Annotated in this window: 19 protein-coding genes; 10 read left to right on the forward strand and 9 right to left on the reverse strand. The window is 70.9% G+C overall.

Annotated features, from left to right (window positions below):
- Nucleotides 1–40: 40 nt before the first annotated feature.
- On the reverse strand, nt 41–1,009 hold the full coding sequence (locus A3CE_RS0114105) for an NAD(P)-dependent alcohol dehydrogenase (protein WP_020640737.1): 969 nt from the start codon (nt 1,007–1,009) through the stop codon (nt 41–43).
- Nucleotides 1,010–1,099: 90 nt separating this feature from the next.
- On the opposite strand from A3CE_RS0114105, the gene A3CE_RS0114110 reads away from it, so the two are divergent.
- Both A3CE_RS0114110 and A3CE_RS0114115 read left to right on the forward strand, forming a co-directional pair.
- Nucleotides 1,100–1,759 (forward strand): TetR/AcrR family transcriptional regulator, encoded by a 660-nt coding sequence (locus A3CE_RS0114110; RefSeq protein WP_020640738.1) that lies wholly within the window; start codon nt 1,100–1,102, stop codon nt 1,757–1,759.
- Between the two features lie 45 nt (nt 1,760–1,804).
- The gene (locus tag A3CE_RS0114115) at nt 1,805–2,797 is read left to right on the forward strand and encodes an LLM class flavin-dependent oxidoreductase (RefSeq protein WP_020640739.1); all 993 of its coding nucleotides are present in this window, start codon (nt 1,805–1,807) and stop codon (nt 2,795–2,797) included.
- 1 nt (nt 2,798) lies between these two features.
- Here the strand turns inward: A3CE_RS0114115 and A3CE_RS0114120 are convergent, their stop codons facing one another.
- The 4 genes from A3CE_RS0114120 to sigK form a co-directional block, all read right to left on the reverse strand.
- Nucleotides 2,799–3,467: a fasciclin domain-containing protein gene (locus tag A3CE_RS0114120; protein WP_026468471.1), complete on the reverse strand. Its 669-nt coding sequence runs from the start codon at nt 3,465–3,467 to the stop codon at nt 2,799–2,801.
- A 92-nt stretch (nt 3,468–3,559) separates the two neighbouring features.
- Nucleotides 3,560–5,110, reverse strand: coding sequence for a molybdopterin-dependent oxidoreductase (locus tag A3CE_RS0114125; RefSeq protein WP_026468472.1), 1,551 nt, complete (start codon nt 5,108–5,110; stop codon nt 3,560–3,562).
- 25 nt (nt 5,111–5,135) lie between these two features.
- The gene (locus A3CE_RS0114130; protein WP_020640742.1) at nt 5,136–5,834 is read right to left on the reverse strand and encodes an anti-sigma factor; all 699 of its coding nucleotides are present in this window, start codon (nt 5,832–5,834) and stop codon (nt 5,136–5,138) included.
- Nucleotides 5,831–6,427: an ECF RNA polymerase sigma factor SigK gene (gene sigK / locus A3CE_RS0114135; RefSeq protein ID WP_020640743.1), complete on the reverse strand. Its 597-nt coding sequence runs from the start codon at nt 6,425–6,427 to the stop codon at nt 5,831–5,833. The genes A3CE_RS0114130 and sigK overlap by 4 nt, the downstream gene beginning before the upstream one ends.
- A gap of 321 nt (nt 6,428–6,748) precedes the next feature.
- On the opposite strand from sigK, the gene A3CE_RS0114140 reads away from it, so the two are divergent.
- A complete protein-coding gene (locus A3CE_RS0114140) occupies nt 6,749–7,162 on the forward strand; it encodes an SsgA family sporulation/cell division regulator (protein WP_020640744.1) in 414 nt (137 codons plus the stop codon).
- A gap of 13 nt (nt 7,163–7,175) precedes the next feature.
- Complete coding sequence (locus A3CE_RS0114145; RefSeq protein WP_020640745.1) at nt 7,176–8,543, forward strand: class I adenylate-forming enzyme family protein; 1,368 nt, start codon at nt 7,176–7,178, stop codon at nt 8,541–8,543.
- On the opposite strand, the gene ilvD is transcribed toward A3CE_RS0114145, so the two are convergent.
- Nucleotides 8,522–10,213 (reverse strand): dihydroxy-acid dehydratase, encoded by a 1,692-nt coding sequence (ilvD, locus tag A3CE_RS0114150; RefSeq protein WP_020640746.1) that lies wholly within the window; start codon nt 10,211–10,213, stop codon nt 8,522–8,524. The genes A3CE_RS0114145 and ilvD overlap by 22 nt on opposite strands.
- Before the next feature lie 113 nt (nt 10,214–10,326).
- Here ilvD and A3CE_RS0114155 point away from each other — a divergent pair, with 113 nt between their 5' ends.
- The gene (locus A3CE_RS0114155) at nt 10,327–11,403 is read left to right on the forward strand and encodes an NAD(P)H-dependent amine dehydrogenase family protein (RefSeq protein WP_020640747.1); all 1,077 of its coding nucleotides are present in this window, start codon (nt 10,327–10,329) and stop codon (nt 11,401–11,403) included.
- On the forward strand, nt 11,400–11,885 hold the full coding sequence (locus tag A3CE_RS0114160; protein WP_020640748.1) for a carboxymuconolactone decarboxylase family protein: 486 nt from the start codon (nt 11,400–11,402) through the stop codon (nt 11,883–11,885). The genes A3CE_RS0114155 and A3CE_RS0114160 overlap by 4 nt, the downstream gene beginning before the upstream one ends.
- Nucleotides 11,886–11,949: 64 nt before the next feature.
- Here A3CE_RS0114160 and A3CE_RS0114165 read toward each other — a convergent pair whose 3' ends face one another.
- Complete coding sequence (locus tag A3CE_RS0114165; RefSeq protein WP_020640749.1) at nt 11,950–13,428, reverse strand: GMC oxidoreductase; 1,479 nt, start codon at nt 13,426–13,428, stop codon at nt 11,950–11,952.
- Nucleotides 13,429–13,736: 308 nt separating this feature from the next.
- Between A3CE_RS0114165 and A3CE_RS0114170 the strand changes: the two genes are divergently transcribed.
- From A3CE_RS0114170 to A3CE_RS0114180, 3 genes are all read left to right on the forward strand, one after another.
- On the forward strand, nt 13,737–14,084 hold the full coding sequence (locus A3CE_RS0114170; protein WP_020640750.1) for an RNA-binding S4 domain-containing protein: 348 nt from the start codon (nt 13,737–13,739) through the stop codon (nt 14,082–14,084).
- A 213-nt stretch (nt 14,085–14,297) separates the two neighbouring features.
- Entirely contained in the window at nt 14,298–14,825 is a 528-nt protein-coding gene (gene shbA, locus A3CE_RS0114175; RefSeq protein WP_020640751.1) for an RNA polymerase sigma factor ShbA, read from the forward strand.
- A 26-nt stretch (nt 14,826–14,851) separates the two neighbouring features.
- Entirely contained in the window at nt 14,852–15,154 is a 303-nt protein-coding gene (locus A3CE_RS0114180; RefSeq protein WP_020640752.1) for a cupin domain-containing protein, read from the forward strand.
- A gap of 3 nt (nt 15,155–15,157) precedes the next feature.
- Here A3CE_RS0114180 and shbA (A3CE_RS0114185) read toward each other — a convergent pair whose 3' ends face one another.
- Entirely contained in the window at nt 15,158–15,805 is a 648-nt protein-coding gene (gene shbA / locus A3CE_RS0114185; protein ID WP_051183908.1) for an RNA polymerase sigma factor ShbA, read from the reverse strand.
- A 230-nt stretch (nt 15,806–16,035) separates the two neighbouring features.
- A complete protein-coding gene (locus A3CE_RS0114190) occupies nt 16,036–17,052 on the reverse strand; it encodes a hypothetical protein (RefSeq protein WP_245589518.1) in 1,017 nt (338 codons plus the stop codon).
- 698 nt (nt 17,053–17,750) lie between these two features.
- Here A3CE_RS0114190 and A3CE_RS0114200 point away from each other — a divergent pair.
- Complete coding sequence (locus A3CE_RS0114200; protein WP_020640756.1) at nt 17,751–18,260, forward strand: hypothetical protein; 510 nt, start codon at nt 17,751–17,753, stop codon at nt 18,258–18,260.
- Nucleotides 18,261–18,300: the final 40 nt, after the last annotated feature.

An 18,300-nucleotide genomic window follows, 5' to 3' on the forward strand; every position in this document is an offset into this window, starting at 1 on the left:
GCGGTGCGCACTTCAAGGTAACCGGCGGCCACCTGGGAAATCACACCGTCACGACCACTTTCCCGTTGGCGTGCCCGGCTTCCTGGTACGCGATCGCGGCACGCAGGTCACCGAACGGGTAGCTCCGGTCGATGACCGGCGTGACCGCGCCGCGCTCCACCAAGCCTGCCAGTTCGCGCAGCACCGCCGGCTTGTCCGGGCAGGCCACCGCGTCAGCGAGCACGACGCGCCGCCGCGCGAACGGCCCGGAAGCCAGTGCGGCGAAGACGTGCCCGGCGGGCTGCACCCACCGCCCGGCCGGGCCACCGACGGCGACGAACGTCCCGGTGCGCGAGAGCACCCGCCGGCAGGCGAACACCGACCGGCTGCCGGCGATGTCCAGCACGACGTCGTAGCGGCGGCCGCTGCGCGTGAAGTCCTCCGCCCGGTAGTCGAAAACGTGCTCCGCGCCGAGTGAGCGCACCACCTCGACGTTGGCGGCACCGCAGACCGCATCGACCCGCGCCCCGAGCGCCTTGGCCAGCTGGACGGCGAAGGTGCCGACGCCGCCGGAAGCGCCGTTGACCAGCACCCGCTGCCCGGCTTCGAGACCCCGCAGGGCGACCAGCGCGGTGACGGCCGCCATCGGCATCGCCGCCGCCTGTTCGTGGGACAGGTTCGCGGGCAACGGCGCGAGCAGGTCTTCGGGCACGCAGACGTACTCGGCGTGCGCACCCCGCGGCAGGAGCGCGTAGACATCGTCGCCGGGCGCGAACCTGGTCCCGGCGGTCACGACCCGGCCGGCCAGGTCACACCCGAGGACGCCGGCCGGCGGACGGCGCAGGCCGAAGCCCCCGGTCATCAGCCGAGCCACAAACGGCTCACCTCTCATGAAGTGCCAGTCGTACGGGTTGACCGAAGTGGCGTGCACCCGGACCAGCACCTCGCCTTCGCCGGGTACGGGATCGGGCACGTCTTCGAAGGTCAGGCTGTCCGGGGAACCGTACGCACGCTGGACGAGAGCCTTCATGACTTCTCCCTTACGTTGTAAGTCGTACATCGTAAGGTAGCTTCGGGACGCAGTCCGGTCAAGCACGTCTTACGTTGTACGATCTGGGCCGTGACGACCGAAGCCCGGATTCCGCTGAGCCGGGAGCGCGTGCTGCAGGCGGCCGTCGCGCTCGCCGACGAACACGGCTTGCGCGCGGTGACGATGCGCCGCCTCGCCGAGGAGCTCGGCGCCGAGGCGATGTCGCTCTACTACCACGTGGCCAAGAAGGAGGACGTGCTCGACGGGATCGTCGAGGTCGTCGCCGAGGAGATCAACGACGTGGTGGCCCGCGTGGACCGCGGCCCGGACTGGAAGCAGACGGCCCGGCGGCGCATCCTCGCGGCCCGGCGGGTGTTCCTCCGCCACCGCTGGGCCCCGGCGCTGTTCGGCACGCGCTCGTCGACGAGCATCGCGGTGCTGAAGTACTACGACAGCCTGGTCGGCCTGATGCGCGAGGGCGGGTTCTCCCACGACCGGATCCACCACGCGCTGCACGCACTGGGCAGCCGCGCGCTGGGGTTCAGCCAGGAACTGTTCGACCCGAACGCCGGCGCGTCGGCGGAAGTACCGGCCGAACTGGCCGCCCAGCTGCCGAACCTGGTCGGGATGCTGAGCGAGATCGCCCACGACGACCCGGATTCGACCCTGGGCTGGTGCGACGACCAGGCCGAGTTCGAGTTCGGCCTCGACCTCATCCTCGACGGCCTGGACCGGTTGCGGGAGCCGTAGTCCACCAAGTGGAACACCCTTCGTCGCGGGGGCAGAATCGGCACCGTGTCGCGATCACTGCGGAAGCTCGGCTTCCTGACCATCGGCCTGTTCGACGCGGACGACCCACGCCGGGGCCACGAGTCGACGCTGGAGATCATCGAGCTGGGCGAACGGCTCGGGTTCGACAGCGCCTGGGTGCGGCACCGGCACCTCCAGTACGGCATCTCGTCGCCGGTCGCCGTGCTGGCCGCCGCGTCGCAACGGACCAGCCGGATCGAACTCGGCACCGCCGTGATCCCACTCGGCTGGGAGAACCCGCTGCGACTGGCCGAGGACCTCGCCACCGTCGACCTGCTCTCCGGCGGACGGCTCAACCCGGGCCTCAGCGTCGGCCCGCCGATGCGCTGGGACGAGGTCAAGCACGCCCTCTACCCGGACACCGCGGACGTCGAGGACTTTTCCTACGACCGCGTGCAGCGGCTGCTGGACTTCGTACGCGGCGAGCCGGCGACGGGGTTCAGCGGCACCGCGGGGTTCGAGGTGTTCTCCGACCGGGTCCAGCCGCAGGCACCGGGACTCGGCGACCGCCTCTGGTACGGCGGCGCGAGCCTGCGCTCGGCCGAGTGGGCCGGCAAGCACGCGATGAACTTCCTGACCAGCAGCGTGGTCAAGGCCGAAGGCGAGAGCACGGACTTCGCCGAGATCCAGCTCTCGCACATCCGGACGTTCCGCGAGCACCACCCCGCCGGGCGGATCTCGCAGGGCCTCGTCGTCGTCCCGACCGACAGCGCGACGCCGGAACAGCGGGCGAAATACGAGGCCTACGCCGAAAAACGGCTGCCACGCACCGCGGAACCACAGGGCCCGGCGCGCATGCTGTTCTCCCCCGACTTCGTCGGCACGTCCGCGGAGATCGCCGGGCGGCTGCACGAGCACGCCGCGTTCCGCGAGGTCGACGAGGTGGCTTTCGCCCTGCCGTTCAGCTTCGAACACGAAGACTACGTGCAGATCCTCACCGACATCGCGGAACGGCTCGGCCCGTTGCTGGGACGCTGAATTACTTGTTGGTGCCCGGCGTCAGCACCTTGTCGATCACGAAGACCGTGGCGTTCTTGGTGGGGATGTTGCCGCACAGGATCTTCGCGCCGTTGACCGTCATGTTCTCGCCGGAGCCCTCGATCTTCACCGGGCCGCCGGCGGTGTTCAGGGTGTCGACCGAACCCGCGGCCGCGAGCCCCTTGGCGTCGTAGCGCTTGCCGACGACGTGGTACTGCAGGATCGGCGCCAGCTCGGCGGGCTTGCCGGCCAGTTCGGCGAACTTGGCGTCGCCGAGCGCGGCGAACGCGGGGTCGGCGGGCGCGAACACCGTGATGGCTTCCTGGCTGTTCAGCGTGTCGACCAGGTTGGTGGCCTTGACCGCCGCCACCAGCTTGGTCAGCAGCGGGTTCGTCGACGCGGCCGAGGCGACCGGCTGCGGGCCCATCGAGTCCAGCGAACCGGGCGCGGCCCCCTGCGGCAACTGGGAACAGGCCGGGCCGAAGACGTCGGCGTTGGTGGTCACGCCGTTGCCGGCACCGGAAGCCATACTGGACGACGGCGCGGGCACCGACGACGGCATCGAGCTGCTGGAACTGCCCGACGAAGCGGTGTCGCTGCCGCTGCACGCGGTCAGCGAAAGCGCGGCGACAGCGGCGACGCCGATTCCGGCGACACGAAGCTTGGTCACGAAAATCACTCCAATTAGCGGCTGATAACTGCTTCTTACCCTTGATTCGGAACTGCGGTCAAAACAGATTGCCCCCATTCGGGTGATCCGGGTCATCGCGCCGTGAAGGCGATGCTGTGCCACCCCGTCGCGCCGTCGGGTACGGTTCCGGCGCGCATTTCGGTCTGCGTGTACCCGCTTTTGTCGGTCGCCCGGCAGACGACCTGGTGACCGCCGGGTGCGACGTCGAACTCGAGCCACCACATCCGCCAGGTGTTCAGGTTCACCTCGTGCGACAGCGTGGCTTCCCGCCACGGGCCGTCGTCCATGCGCAGTTCGACCTTCTCGATGCCGGTGTGCTGCGCCCAGGCGACCCCGGCGACGCGGATCTTCCCCGAGGGGACGGTTTCGAACCCTTTCGGCGTGTCGATCCGCGATTCCGTCTTGATCGGCGCCTCGCGACCCCAGCCGCGTTTCAGCCAATACGCCTGCCGCGCTCGCCAGGTCGTGACTTCGAGGTCGGTCACCCATTTCGTGGCCGATACATAGCCGTACAACCCGGGAATGACGAGCCGGGCCGGGAAACCGTGCTCGATCGGCAGCGGCTCGCCGTTCATGCCGATGGCGAGCATGGCCCCGCACGCCCGGTCCAGGGCCGCGGCGACCGGGCTGCCCGACGTCCAGCCGTCCACACTGGACGAATAGAGCTGCTCGGCGCCGGGGCGCACCCCGGCCTCTTCGAGCAGGTCGGCCAGGTCGACGCCGACGAAGTTCGCGGTGGACACGTAGGTGCCGCCGACCTCGTTGGAGACGCAAGTCATCGTGATGGTGCGTTCCACGAGCGGCCGGTCGCGGATGTCGCCGTAGCCGTAGCGCAGCTCGCGGTCGACCATGCCGTGCAGCCGCAGGCTCCAGTCCTCCGTCCGCACCTGCGGCACGGTCAACGCGGTGTCCACGCGGTAGAAGTTCGCGTTGCGGGTCAGGAACTCCGGCGTGCCCAGCTTGGCGAAGCCGGCATCGGCCGGGATCATCGGCGCGGTCCGGGCCGGAACCAGCCGACCCACCGCTTCCCGCGACGACGCCGCGTCCCGGGTCCCGGCGAGCAACTGGCCGCCGAGGCCCGCGACCCCGGCGCCCGCGACGACTCCGGCGCCCGCCAGCAGCACCGTCCGGCGGGAGGAACCGGCGGCCGCGTCCGGGGCGGCATCACGCCGGGCCAGGCGGTGCAGGAAGGCGAACGTCCCGACCCCGGCGACCAGGCTCGCCAGCGGGGCGAGCAACGCCACGACGCCGAGGTCGGGCCGCGCGTACACCGCCACGAGACCGACCAGGCCGAACCCGGCGATCGCCACCAGCCCCGGCACCGGCGTGCGGCGGGACAGGAGACCCGCCACCGCCGCGACGAGGACCATCACGACGGCCATCCCCGAGAGCAGGACGAGCTTGTCGTAGGTACCGAAGGTGCGGACCGCGAAGTCCTTGAGCTCCACCGGGGTCAGGTCGATGGCGCCGTTGCCGACCGCCAGGTACGGCGAGGCGTTGACGCCGACGAACCCGGCGACGAGGTGGCCCGCCGCCAGCGCCGCCGCCAGCGCCAGGACGCCGAGCAGAGCGGCCACCCAGTGACGCAGGCGGGGTCCGGCCGCCACCGTTGAGGTGCTCATCGCACTCCTGTCAGGGGTCGAGGGGTCAGGCGAGATCGATCCGGGCGACCGCCGGCGTCGTCGGGCCGGGCGAGCCACCGGCGGGCTCCACGGTGATCCCGATCCGGTCCGCTCCCGGGGGCAGGTCGGCGAGCATGGGGCGCATCCGGTCCGGCGATTCCGGCTGCATCAGCCCGGCTGACCGCGCGCCACCGCTGCCGATGAACCAGACCTGGTAGACGTGCGCCGCGTCGAGGGCGGGCAAGCCGGATGCCAGCAGGACCGCCTGGTTGCGGCTGCGGGAAACCACCAGCGTCGCGCGGCCCTGCCCGGTGCCCTGGATCGCCGAAGCGTCCGGGGCGGACAGCACCGGGTCGACGGGCGCCGGCGGACCGGACGCCGTGCCGAGGCCCAGAACCACCGCCACGACGGCCGCGGCGGCGGCGCCGAAGAGCGAAACCCGCAGCTGCCACGTCCTGGCCCGGGCCGGGTCGTCGAGCACCACGGGCACCCTCGGCGGCAGCTGGCGGGTGCGGACCACGGCGGCGAGCACCGCGGGCTTCAGCCGCGGCGGCGGGTCCACCGCCGCGGCCAGGGCGAGCCGCGCCCCGGTGGCGCGCAGCTCCGCGACCTCCTGGCGGCAGGCGGCGCACTCCACCAGGTGGCGTTCGAACTCCGCGCGGTCCGCATCGGACACCGCGTCCAGCGCGTATGCCCCGGTCAGCGTGTGCAGTTCGGCGGTCATCGGTCCACCCCCAGGCAGTCGCGCAGGCGGATCAGGCCGTCGCGGATGCGGGTCTTCACGGTGCCCGGCGCGACCTTCAGCACCTCGGCAACCTCGGGGTAGGTGTAGCCGTTGTAGTAGGCCAGCACGATCGACTCGCGCTGCAGCTCGGTCAGCGCGGACAGGCACTGCCGCACCCGCTGCTGCTCCAGACCGGCCAAGGTGGACTCGGTGACCTCGTCGAACGGCCGCCGCACGTCCATCAGGCCGGCCCGCTGCTCCCGGTCGACGCCGGCCTGGTGCGAACGCACGCGGTCCACGGCCCGGCGGTGGGCGATGGTCAGCACCCACGACAGCGCGCTGCCGCGCTCCGGCTCGTACCTGGTGGCCTTGCGCCACACCTCCACCAGCACCTCCTGCGCCACCTCCTCGGCCTGGGCGTGGCTGCGCAGGACGCGCGTCGCCAGCCCGAGCACCGGACCGGCGACGAGGTCGTACAGCGACGCGAACGCCGTCTCGTCGCCCGCCGCCACCTGCCGAAGCAGTTCTTCGGCGTCCGGCACGGGCGCCGGCGCCTCGTCCGGTTGCAGCCGCAACCGCCCACGCTCACCCATGCCCGCACCCTCCGTGTCCTCCGCTTCCCGAGCAGGGTTCGCGGCCGGACGCCGGACCGGACTGGTGCGGAGTGGCCCTTCCCACCCGGAAGGCGCAACTCCGGGGCGCGGACCCATCCGGCGGCGGCGCGGCTCCGAACGCCCGTCACCACCGCTCACCCTGGGTGAGGGAGTTGCCCTTTTGGCCACGCCGACGGTGACCTCGGACACTTCTTGATCACCCCAGAGTGTGAATGTTTTTCGGATCGCTGGGCGTTGAACTCACCATGGGTTATCTCTGGAACGAGCAGGACCCGACCGACGAGTAGCAAAGGGGCCACCATGGCCGACCCGCACACCGTGACCAGCGCCAGCCTCGACTTCGCCCTGCGCACCTTCGGCGCCGGGCCGCGACCGGTGCCGGCCGAGCTGGAGCACGACACCCGCGACCCGTACGCGGTCGCCGTGGTGCTGCACGCCGGCCCGAGCGCGGTCCGGTGGCTCTTCGGCCGTGACCTGCTCGCCGACGGCCTGCTCACCCGCTGCGGCGACGGCGACGTGCGGATCGGGCCCGCCGCCGACCCCGCGCTGGTCGTCGTGGAGCTGAGCTCGCCCGAGGGGGCCGCCGTGCTCGAAGCGCCCGCGAAGGAGATCGCCGCCTTCCTCGACCGCACCTACGACGTCGTCCCGGCCGGCAGCGAGACCGACTGGTTCGACTTCGACGAGGAACTCGAGAAGCTTTCCTACCAGGACTGAGTACCGTCCACGGGTGAGCTTCTTCCTGACGAAGGTCCTCGCCGCGCTCGACGACGGCGGCGACCGCGTCCTGTTCCACGCCGACGGCGGCATCACCACCTACCACCAGGCCCGCGACCGCCTGAGGCGGTTGCACGGCGGCCCGGGCGAGGCCGAGACCGTCGCCATCGACCTGCGCAACCGGCCCGAGACGGTCCTCGTCCAGCTGGCGGCCCTCCTGCGCGGCGCGACCGTGCTCATGGTCCCCGCCTCGGCGCCGCACCGGGACCGGCTGGCTGCGGCGAGCGGCGCCACCGTCGTCACCGACCGGCCGGACGACTGGCCCGCGGGCGACGTCCGGACCCTCGACGACCTCGACGGCGAACCGCGGCCGCTGAACCCGCCGGAAACGGTCCGCCTGCTCTTCCCCACCGGCGGCACCACCGGCATCCCGAAGCTCATCCGGCACAGCGGCATCTACGACGGCATGGCGTACCTCTTCACGCCGTCGCCGGACGGCCCCGGGCGCACGCTGCTCGTCGCGCCGATGACGCACATGACCGGCAACGCCACTGTGCTCGGCGCGCTGCTGCGGCACGACACCGTGGTGGTCCACGACGGCTTCGACGCGGGAGCGGTCCTGAAAGCGATCCAGGAGCACCGGATCGACACCCTCTCGCTGACTCCGCCCCGGCTGGCCGCGGTGCTCGACCACCCGGCACGGAAAACCACCGACCTCGGCAGCGTCCGCTCGCTCTCCCTCGGCGCCGCGCCGCTGCCGCCGCACCGGCTCGCCCAGGCCCTCGACGTCTTCGGCCCGGTCGTCGGCCAGGGCTACGGCCTCACCGAAGCCCCGATGATCGCGAGCATCTCCGCCGCCGAGCTCGTCGCACGACCCGAACTGCGAAGCTCGGTCGGCCGGATCGTGCCCGGGATGGAGGCCCGCATCACCGACGGCGAGGTCGAAGTGCGCGGACTGTCCATGATGGACGGTTACCTCGGCGGGCCGGAGGTCGGTGCCGGCTGGCTGCGCACCGGCGACCTCGGCCGCTTCGACGACGAGGGCTACCTCTACCTGCTCGACCGCGCGGACGACGTCGTCGTGGTCGGCGAACACGGCACGAAGGTCCCCACCACCGTTGTCGAACACGCCCTCGCGACGCACCCGGCCGTGCGGAGCGTGGCCGTCTTCGGGCGGGAAACCGAAGACGGCCGGCTGCTGCACGCCGTGGTCGTCGCGTCCGGCGAAGTGACCGAAGACGACCTCAAAGCCCACGCGCGGGATGTCTTCGGCCAGGAGCACTACGTCCCGGCGGGCGTGGACTTCGTCGACGCGCTGCCGATCACCGCGGTCGGGAAGGTCGACAAACGCGCTCTCGCTCAGCTCGTGACGGCACCGTAGGACGACGACCGGACGAGCTTGACGTACTTGCCGAGCACGCCCTCGGGGAACTTGGTCGGCAGCGGCTCCCAGCCTTCGCGGCGCCGGGCCAGCTCGGCCGCGTCGACCAGCAGGTCGATGCTGCGGGCCTTGATGTCGACGGCAATCCGGTCGCCGGTGCGGACGAACGCGATCGGCCCGCCGTCCACCGCCTCCGGCGCGACGTGGCCGATGCACAGGCCGGTGGTGCCGCCGGAGAACCGGCCGTCGGTCAGCAGCAGGACGTCCCGGCCCAGCCCGGCGCCCTTGATCGCCGCGGTGATCGCGAGCATCTCCCGCATGCCCGGCCCGCCCTTGGGGCCTTCGTAGCGGATGACCACGACGTCGCCGGCCTGGATCCGGCCCTCGGTCAGCGCCGCCATCGCCTCCTGCTCGCGTTCGAACACGCGGGCCGGGCCCTCGAAGTTGGCCGTGTCGAAGCCCGCGGACTTCACGACCGCGCCCTCGGGCGCGAGCGAGCCGCGCAGGATCGTGATGCCGCCGGTCGGGTGCAGCGGGTTGTTCAGCGGGCGCAGCACTTCGCCGTCGATCGGCTCGGGGTCCAGCTCGGCGAGGTTCTCCGCCACCGTGCGCCCGGTGACCGTCAACGCGTCGCCGTGGATGAGCCCCTCGTCCAGCAGCGCCTTCATCAGCACGGGAATGCCGCCGTGGCGGTCGATGTCGTTCATGACGTACTTGCCGAACGGCTTGAGGTCGCCCAGGTGCGGGACGCGGTCGCCGACGCGGTTGAAGTCGTCGAGGGTCAGCTCGACCTTCGCCTCGTGCGCGATGGCCAGCAGGTGCAGCACGGCATTGGTCGAACCACCGAGGGCCATGACGACGGTGATGGCGTTCTCGAACGCCTCCCTGGTGAGGATGTCCCGCGCGGTGATGCCGCGTTCGAGCAGCCCGACGACGGCTTCACCCGAAAGGTGCGCGTAGTGGTCGCGACGGCGGTCCGCGGACGGCGGCGCCGCCGACCCGGGCATGCTCATCCCCATGGCTTCCGCGGCCGACGCCATCGTGTTCGCGGTGTACATCCCGCCGCAGGCGCCTTCGCCCGGGCAGATGGCGCGTTCGATGCGGTCGAGGTCGTCGGTCTTGAGCCGCCCGGCCCGGCACGCGCCGACGGCCTCGAAGGCGTCGATAAGCGTGACGTCCTTCTCGGTGCCGTCGGTGAGCTTCACCCAGCCGGGGGCGATCGTGCCCGCGTAGAGGAACACCGACGCCAGGTCGAGGCGTGCGGCCGCCATCAGCATGCCCGGCAGCGACTTGTCGCAGCCGGCCAGGAGTATCGAGCCGTCGAGCCGCTCGGCCTGCATCACCGTCTCGACCGAGTCGGCGATCACCTCGCGGGAAACCAGCGAGAAGTGCATGCCGTCGTGCCCCATCGAGATCCCGTCGGACACCGAGATCGTGCCGAACTGCAGCGGGTAGCCGCCGCCTGCGTGCACGCCCTCCTTGGCCGCCTGGGCCAGCCGGTCCAGCGACAGGTTGCACGGCGTGATCTCGTTCCACGAACTGGCGACGCCGATGATCGGCTTGTGCCAGTCGCCGTCACCCATCCCGACCGCGCGCAGCATGCCTCTGGCGGGCGCGGCCTCGATCCCGTCGGTCACCGTGCGGCTGCGGGGCTTCGGGTCGATCGTCATGACGGACCTCCGGTGCGGCGTTCGGACGCTGAAGCATGCTACCAACGACCACGCGGTCCGCTGGCCGGAACGAATTTCTACCCGCGCCCGCGCGGACGGCGAAAACTCAGGTCATGATCGCCACAGTGGTGTGGGGCACGGGCAACGTCGGCCGTGCGGCAATCCGGGCCGTCGACGCCCACCCGGGCCTGAAGCTCACCGCGGTGCTCGTCCACGACCCGGCGAAGGTCGGCAAGGACGCGGGCGAGCTGGCCGGCATCGGCACGCTGGGGGTCGCCGCGACGGACGACATCGACGCCGTTCTGGCCACGAGCCCGCGCGCGGTCGTGTACGCCGCTTCGGGCGACGTCCGGTTCGACGACGCGCTCGCCGACATCGTGCGCGCGATCCGGGCGGGCGCGGTCGTCGTGACGCCGGCCCTCTACCCCCTCTACGACCAGCGGAACGCGCCGCCGGAGCTGCGGGATCCCGTGCTGGCGGCGATCAAGGACGGCGGCGGCTCGCTGTTCGTCTCCGGCGTCGACCCCGGCTGGGGCAACGACGTGCTGCCACTGCTGATCAGCGGGCTCGGCACGGACGTCGACGTCATCCGCTGCCAGGAGATCTTCGACTACTCGACCTACGAGCAGCCCGACTCCGTCCGGTACCTCGTCGGGATGGGCCAGCCGATGGACTACGACCCGCCGATGCTGATGACCGGCGTGCCGTCGATGGTGTGGGGCGGCCAGGTCCGGCTGATCGCGCGCGGCCTCGGCGTCGAGGTCACCGAGCTGCGGGAGACCCTCGATCGGCGGCCCCTGGACGAAACCGTCACCACGCGGACCATGGGCGAGTTCGAGAAGGGCACCCAGGGCGCGGTGCGGTTCGAGGTGCAGGGCATCGTCGGCGGCGAGCCGCGGATCGTCATCGAGCACGTGACGCGCATCCACCCGTCGTGCGCGCCCGACTGGCCGGTGCCGCCCAGCGGCGACGGCGCGCACCGCGTGATCATCGAAGGACGGCCGCGCATCGAGGTCACCGTCGAGGCGACCGACGAAGGCGAGAACCGGTCGGCGGGCGGCAACGCCACCGCCGTCGGACGGCTCGTCGGCGCCATCGACTGGCTGGCCGCGGCCGGACCCGGCCTCTACGACGCACTCGACGTCCCGCTGCGCCCGGCAGCGGGCAAGCTCGGAAGGAGCCGTCCGTGAACATCGACATCCCCGCGGGCAAGGACCCCATTGGGTACGTCTGGGGCGAAATGGTGCCCGGCATCGGGATCGCCGCGTCGAAGTTCTCGCTGGCGGTGTACGAGCACACGACGCTGGGGCTGCGGGAGTTCGAAGCCGCGCGGCTGCGGATCGCGCAGATCAACGGCTGCGTCTTCTGCCTCGACTGGCGCACCGAACGCGACGGGCAGAAGGTCGAGGAGGAGTTCGCGGACGCCGTCCTCGACTGGCGCACGACGGACCGCTTCGACGACCGCACGCGGCTCGCGGCGGAGTACGCCGAGCGGTACTCCCTGGACCACCACAACCTGGACGACGAGTTCTGGAAGCGGATGTCCGCGCACTACACGCAGCAGGAGATCGTCGAGCTGAGCATGAGCCTCGGCGCGTGGCTCGCCTTCGGCAGGCTGAACCACGTCCTCGGCCTCGACACCGTCTGCGTCCTCCCGTCCCACCGGTCGTGAGAAAGTTCGTGAAGGCCACCTTGAGGAACTTGTAGTTCCTCAAGGTGGCCTTCACGAACTTTGGTCAGAAGTCCTGCGCGATGATCTTCTCGATGTTGCGTTCGGCCAGCGCTGTGATGGTCACGAACGGGTTGACGCTGGTGTTGCCCGGGATCAGCGAGCCGTCGATCGCGTACAGGCCCGGGTAGCCGGCGAGCCTGCCGTAGTTGTCGGTCGCCTTGCCCAGCACCGCGCCGCCGAGCGGGTGGTAGGTGAGGTGGTCGCCCCAGGTCTTGTACGTCCCGAAGAGGTCGGTCCGGTAGATCGTGCCCTCGGTCGTGTTGATCTTGTCGAAGATGGTCTTCGCCATGTCGATGCCCGGCTGTTTCCACGCCGTCTGCCAGTTCAGGTCGACCGCCCGGGTCGTCGGGTTCCAGGTGAACTGGGCGCGGTTCGGGTTCTTCGTGATCGACAGGTAGAACGACGCCCACGTCTCGATCCCGGTCGGCAGCGGCGCGACCTCCGCGAACGCGCCGCCCGCGGCCCAGTTGTCGATGCCGCCGCACGGGATGGTCGACTGGGAGGCCCCGGTCGGGTCCCAGATCTGGTTGGCGCGCCCGACCATCACGTTCCCGTTGTCGCCCCAGCCCTTGCCGATCTCGCCGTTCAGGTTCGGCAGTGCGCCGGTCGCCTTCAGCTTCACCAGCAGCTTGCTGGTCCCGACGCTGCCGGCGGCGAAGAAGACCGTGTCCGCGGTGACGGTCTTGATGGCGGACACCGCGCCCGCGGTGGTGAGCTGCTCGATCGTCACGGTGTAGCCGCCGCCGGAGGCCGGCACCACCTGCGTCACGCGGTGCAGCGGCGAGATGGTGACCCGGCCGGTCGCGGCGATCTTCGGCAGGTAGGTCTTCTGCAGCGACTTCTTGCCGTAGTTGTTGCCGAACAGGATTTCCCCGGCCAGCGCCGACTTCGTGGCGGTGCCCGCCGCCTCCTGCTCCATGTAGTCCCAGTCGTACACGTCCGGCACGAACACGAACGGGAAACCGGACCGCTGGGCCTGTTTCCGGCCGACGCGGGCGAACTGGTACCAGTCTGTGCTTTCGAACCAGGCCGGGCGGATACTGGCGACCCCGAGCCCCGCGTTGGCGCGCGGGTAGTAGACGTTGTACATCTCGTTCGCGTCGACCGTCGGGAGGATCGCGCCGAAGTTCTCCCGCTTCGGCGTGACAGCCATGCCGCCGTTGACGAGCGAGCCGCCGCCGACGCCGCGGCCCTGGTACACGATGATCCCGCCGAACTCCTCGGCGTCGAGGACGCCCGTGTAGCGCGGGATGTCCTTGTCGATCGGGAACCCGAGGAAGTTGGAGAACGGCTGTTTCGTCCTGGTGCGCAACCAGAACGACCGCTGGTCCGGATTGGGCGTGGTGCAGAAGATCTTGCCGTCCGAGCCGGGGGTGTCCCAGGCCATGCCCATTTCGATCATCTGCACGTCGATGCCGGCCTGGGCGAGCCGGAGGGCGGCGACCGAGCCGCCGTAGCCGGAGCCGATCACCAGCGCGGACACGCGGGCACCGTCGGAAACGGCGGCTGTGGCGGCTGGCCGCGACGATGCGGCCGTGGCTCGGCCGGCCAGCGCGGCACCGGCTAAGATAGAACCGGTTCCAGCGATGAAGAGGCGCCGGGAAACTGAGCCAGAAGTTGTTCTCCACACGGGTTCGTCACTCATGTGTTGTTCCTCACCGTTGAGGTATTTAGAACAAGTTATAGCTCGAAACCTCCTGACAAGTCGACATATACCCACGAGTAACCTGACGGGCCGGCGCGCCTGTGCCGCTGAATGGGCCATGATGGACGACTGTGGAGTCCACCCGAGTGGACCGCTGGCTTTGGGCGGTCCGGCTGACGAAGACCCGCCCGGACGCCGCGGCGGCGTGCCGCGGCGGCCACGTGCGCGTCAACGACAAGCCCGCGAAGCCGGCGACGACCGTCGTGCCGGGTGACGAGGTGCGCCTGCGCGTCGACGGGACGACCAAGGTCCTCGACGTCGTCCGGGTGATCCAGAAACGCGTGGGCGCGGCGGACGCGGCGACGTGCTTCCTGGACCGGACACCCAAGCCGCCCCCGGAGACGGCGATCCCGGTCGCCCGCCGCGACCGCGGTGCGGGCCGGCCGACAAAAAGGGAGCGTCGCGTCCTGGACGCGTTCCGGCAGCAGCCGTGAGCCGAACCGGACTTTCCACGCATCGGTGACATCGCGTCGGCCGGGCCCTCGCGGTTTTCGAGGTCATCCCCGTCTTCGATCTAGGAATCGCCGAGCGGGCCGGGGATTTTCCGGAAATAGCCGGGAATCCCCGTGGTACAGGTCCGTTCCGGGGGAAAACGGGTAGTACCCCCTGCCGGTCGACGCGGCCGCGGCAGCTCGGGGAGGAAAGTCATGACGACCAGCCCAGCCCAGGATCGCCTGCTGGCCGCGGCGCGGCCGCTGGTGGTGCGCTACTGCCGCGCCCGCCTCGGCCCGGGGCAGGACACCTGGTGCTCGGCCGACGACGTCGCGCAGGACGTCTGCCTCGCCGTGCTCAAGGCGCTGCCCGCGTGGCCGCCGGAGCGGCCGTTCCCCAACTTCGTCTGCGGCATCGCCCGGCACAAGGTCGCGGCCGCCCGCAAGGCCGCGGCCCGGCAGCAGGACGAGCCGGTCGCCGAGCTGCCGGACGAGATCGACTCCTCGATGGACCCCGAGCACCACGCCCTCCGGCGCGAGCTGGGCGAACGCATGGCGACGCTGCTCCGGGTCCTGCCGGAGAAGCAGCGGGAGATCGTGGTGCTGCGCGTGGTGGTCGGGCTGTCCGCGGAGGAGACCGCGGCGGCGGTCGGCTCGACACCGGGCGCGGTCCGCGTCGCCCAGCACCGGGCGCTCACCCAGCTGCGCAAAGCGGTCACCACCGAGCGCGGGGCCCGGAGGTAGGTCCGTGAACTGGCTACGCTCGGTGGATGAGCGACAGCGAGAACTTCGAAGGACGCGATGTCGGGTCCGGGATCTCGGTCATCCGCGAAAGCACCGGCGTCGTCGGCTCGGGCCCGCGTCTGCACCGGCACCCCTACACCGAGACGTTCGTCATCATCCGGGGACGGGCCCGGTTCACCGTCGGCGACGAGCAGCGTGACGGCGGTGCCGGGGACGTGCTCGTCGTCCCGGCCGGCACGCCGCACAAGTTCGCCGTGCTCGGCCCCGGCGTCTACGAGGCCGTGCACATCCACGAAAGCGACCACTTCGTCACCGAATGGCTGGAGTGACGCTCACAGCCCGCCGTCACCGATCATGCCGCGCAGCTTGCCCAGCGCGCGGTACTGCGTGATGCGGACGTTGCCGGCGGAGATGCCCAGTGCCTCCGCCGTCTCCGTCGCCGACAGCCCGACCACGATCCGCAGCGCGAGGATCTCCTGGTGCAGCCGCGGCAGCAACGCCATCAGCCGGCCCAGCCGGGCGCCCAGGTCCAGCTCCAGCACGTGGTTCTCCGGCTCGTTACCGCCCAGCGGGCGGTCGGGCAGCTCCGGCACCGGCTTCGCCCGGTCCCGCGCCACCGAGCGGAAGGCGTCGGCGACCTTGTTCGCCGCGATCGCCCGCACGAGGTACAGGAACGAGCCGCCGCGGTCCTGGTAGTTCGGCAGCACCTTCAGCACGGCCAGGCACACCTCCTGCGCGACGTCGTCGGCCGAGAGGTACGAGAGGTCGCGGCCGCCGATCCGCGCCCGGCAGTAACGCACGACCGCCGGCTTGATCAGCCGCAGCAGCGCCTGGACCGCGTCCGGGTCGCCGTCGCGCGCGGCCGCCACCACCGGGTCGAGCCGCTCCTTCGTCAGTGCGCCGTCGGGCCGCGGCGAGTCCTTCGGCACGGTGTAGCCGTCGACCGGCGCCGCCACTTCCGGCGCCGCCTCCGAGATCATGGTTTCCACGGGTCCCTCCTCGCGTCCGCCACCGGAACTCCCGTCCTTCCGTCCACAATGGAGCACATGGGTGCCTCGACGGTTCCCGGCCCGACATACCGGTAATCGAGGCGCTGACCAGCAACGTTGCAATGCGGCGATGGTTGTCCAGCTATTGTCCGTTAACCGTTCACCGCCCACCCGGCCCGGACGGCGGGCACCCGCGCATTACCGGACAGATCCTGGACAATTCACCACCAGCGAATCCCGTAGCCGAACCCGGGCGCGAGGTGCCGGAACCGCACGTGCACCTCACCGGCTTCGTCGGGTTCCAGCTCGGCGCCGGGCGGCGCCGGATCGTTCGTTTCACCGCGATCGACCCCTTCCAGCCGCACGATCCGTTCCGGCACGTTTTCCCCGAACCGGACATGCAGGTCGAAAAGATCGACCGGGTGCCGCGGTACGCAGAGATAACGCGGTTCCCGCAGGTTCGCCCGGAATCGCAGGCCGATCTCGTGCCGCGCGCCGCGCCGCAGCGGCTCCGGGAGCCGCAGCGCCAGCCCGAACCGGTCCCCCGATTCCCGCACCCGGCGGCCGAGCACACCGCCGTGGAACACGTCGACCGCGAGATCGGACTCGCGCACCGATTCCCCGGATTCACCGGGCGCGGGCAGCGTGAGCGCCAGGTCCAGCTCGGCGATTTCGTCGGCGTCGGCGATCACCCGCCGGAATTCGAACGCCTCCGCCACCGGCTGGTCGAGAGCCAGCGTGACGCGCAGTTCTTCGGTGTGCCAGCTGCGGCTCGGATAACGTGGTCCCGCTTCCGCCGCACCGGCGACGGCCAGCGCGGCGATCTGCTCGATTCCCTCGTCGATCCGCCGCCGGACCGTCCGGTCGTCGCGGTCGAGCGTGATCGCCGCCCAGTGCACCCGTTCCTGGTAGAACGGCTTCCGCGCCCGCTCGTCCAGCGCGAACGCGGCGATCAGCGCGATCTTCAGATCATCCGGCAACGATTCGACCAGCGGCCGCAATCGGTCGAAGAGCTTACGCCGCATCTCCACGGTCCCGTCCTCTTCGGCAATGCCACAAGTGGTGCGCAATGCGGGGCCCACCCGGTCCGCGAGCGTTGTCGTGAAAATTGCCCTCCCTTTGCGCAGGGCCTTCAGCTCACCGACCACGTCCGCCGCACTGACGTCCACCGTTGCTTCCCCTTCCCTCCCGCGGGCATCAATGTTCGTCAGCGCCATCGCCGATGTCCAGTCGATCAAGGCGCGGCAAACGGATCGTTATCCCGCGGTTTCCGTTCCCGGTGCCCGGGGAAACGGGAAAGCGCTTGACGTCCGGTTCCCGGGGGCGCGCATTCTCGGCGTGTCACGCCGATTCCGCGACGGAAAAACCCGCCCCGGCCGGGCGAAGAGGACCCGGCGAAGATCGTCCATTCCCGCTCGCCGCCGCCCGGCCGGGTGATCGTGACCCGGCCGTGGCCCGCCGCCCGGTTGACGGCGAGCCGCCGGGGGTATTTGTTGATCATGAGCCCGAAGATGTGGCGCCTGCTGATCTCGGGGCGCGCCAGCACGGACGGCACGTCCCGTTCGAGGTCCGCCGCGGCCTCCTCCGCGCCGGCCAGGTGCCGGAGCAGCGCCTGCTGGAACAGGCCATCGCCGGAGCTTCTCCGGGTTCCGCACCGCCCAGATCCGCCTGATCGACTCCCCGGCCACGTCGAAGGCCATGACCGTCACGACGGCTTCGCCGCGCCGGGCGAGCAGGCAGATCCGGCTCGCGACCGTCGTCAGCCACGCGCCCGGCCGGTCGACCGCGTCCCGCTGCGGCCCGTACAGGGCGAGTCCGGGCCGCGATCTGTGACAGCCGTACGCACCCGGGCGTAGCGGCAAGTGCCGTCCGTGGGCGGACGACCGCGACGCCGCCGGCTCCGACGATGGGGACATCGAACTGGAGGGCGGTCACCATGACCAGGCTGAGCAGCCGGGCTCGCAAGGCGTACCTGCTGGTGCACATCGTGTCGGGCGGCTTGTGGTTCGGGATCGACGCGGCGTTCGGCATCCTGGTCTGCACCGCGCTGATCGCCGGCGACCCGGCCGTGGTCGCGACGAGCCTGCGGGCGGTCGGCCTGTTCGTGGTGTGGCCGATGCTGACCACCGCCGTCCTCACCCTCGGTACCGGCGTCGTGCTCGGCCTCGGCACCAAGTACGGCCTCGTCCGGTACTGGTGGGTGGCCGTGAAGCTGGCCGCCAACGTGCTGATGGTGCTGCTGATCTTCTTCTCGCTGCGGCCGGGGATCGACGACGTCGCCGAGTACGGCAGGCAGCTCGCGGCCGGCGGGACGCCGCTGGGCGACCCGAGCGGCCTGCTCCCGCCCGTGGTCGTCGCCCCCAGCCTGCTGCTGCTCTCGAACGTCCTCTCGGTCTTCAAGCCGTGGGGCCGCGTCCGGCGAGGACAGCCGGCACCGGTGCGGTGAGCGCGTACTCGATCACGCCCGGTGTAGTGTTTGCCGGTCC

This window comes from Amycolatopsis balhimycina FH 1894 (assembly GCF_000384295.1).
Lineage (GTDB): Bacteria > Actinomycetota > Actinomycetes > Mycobacteriales > Pseudonocardiaceae > Amycolatopsis > Amycolatopsis balhimycina.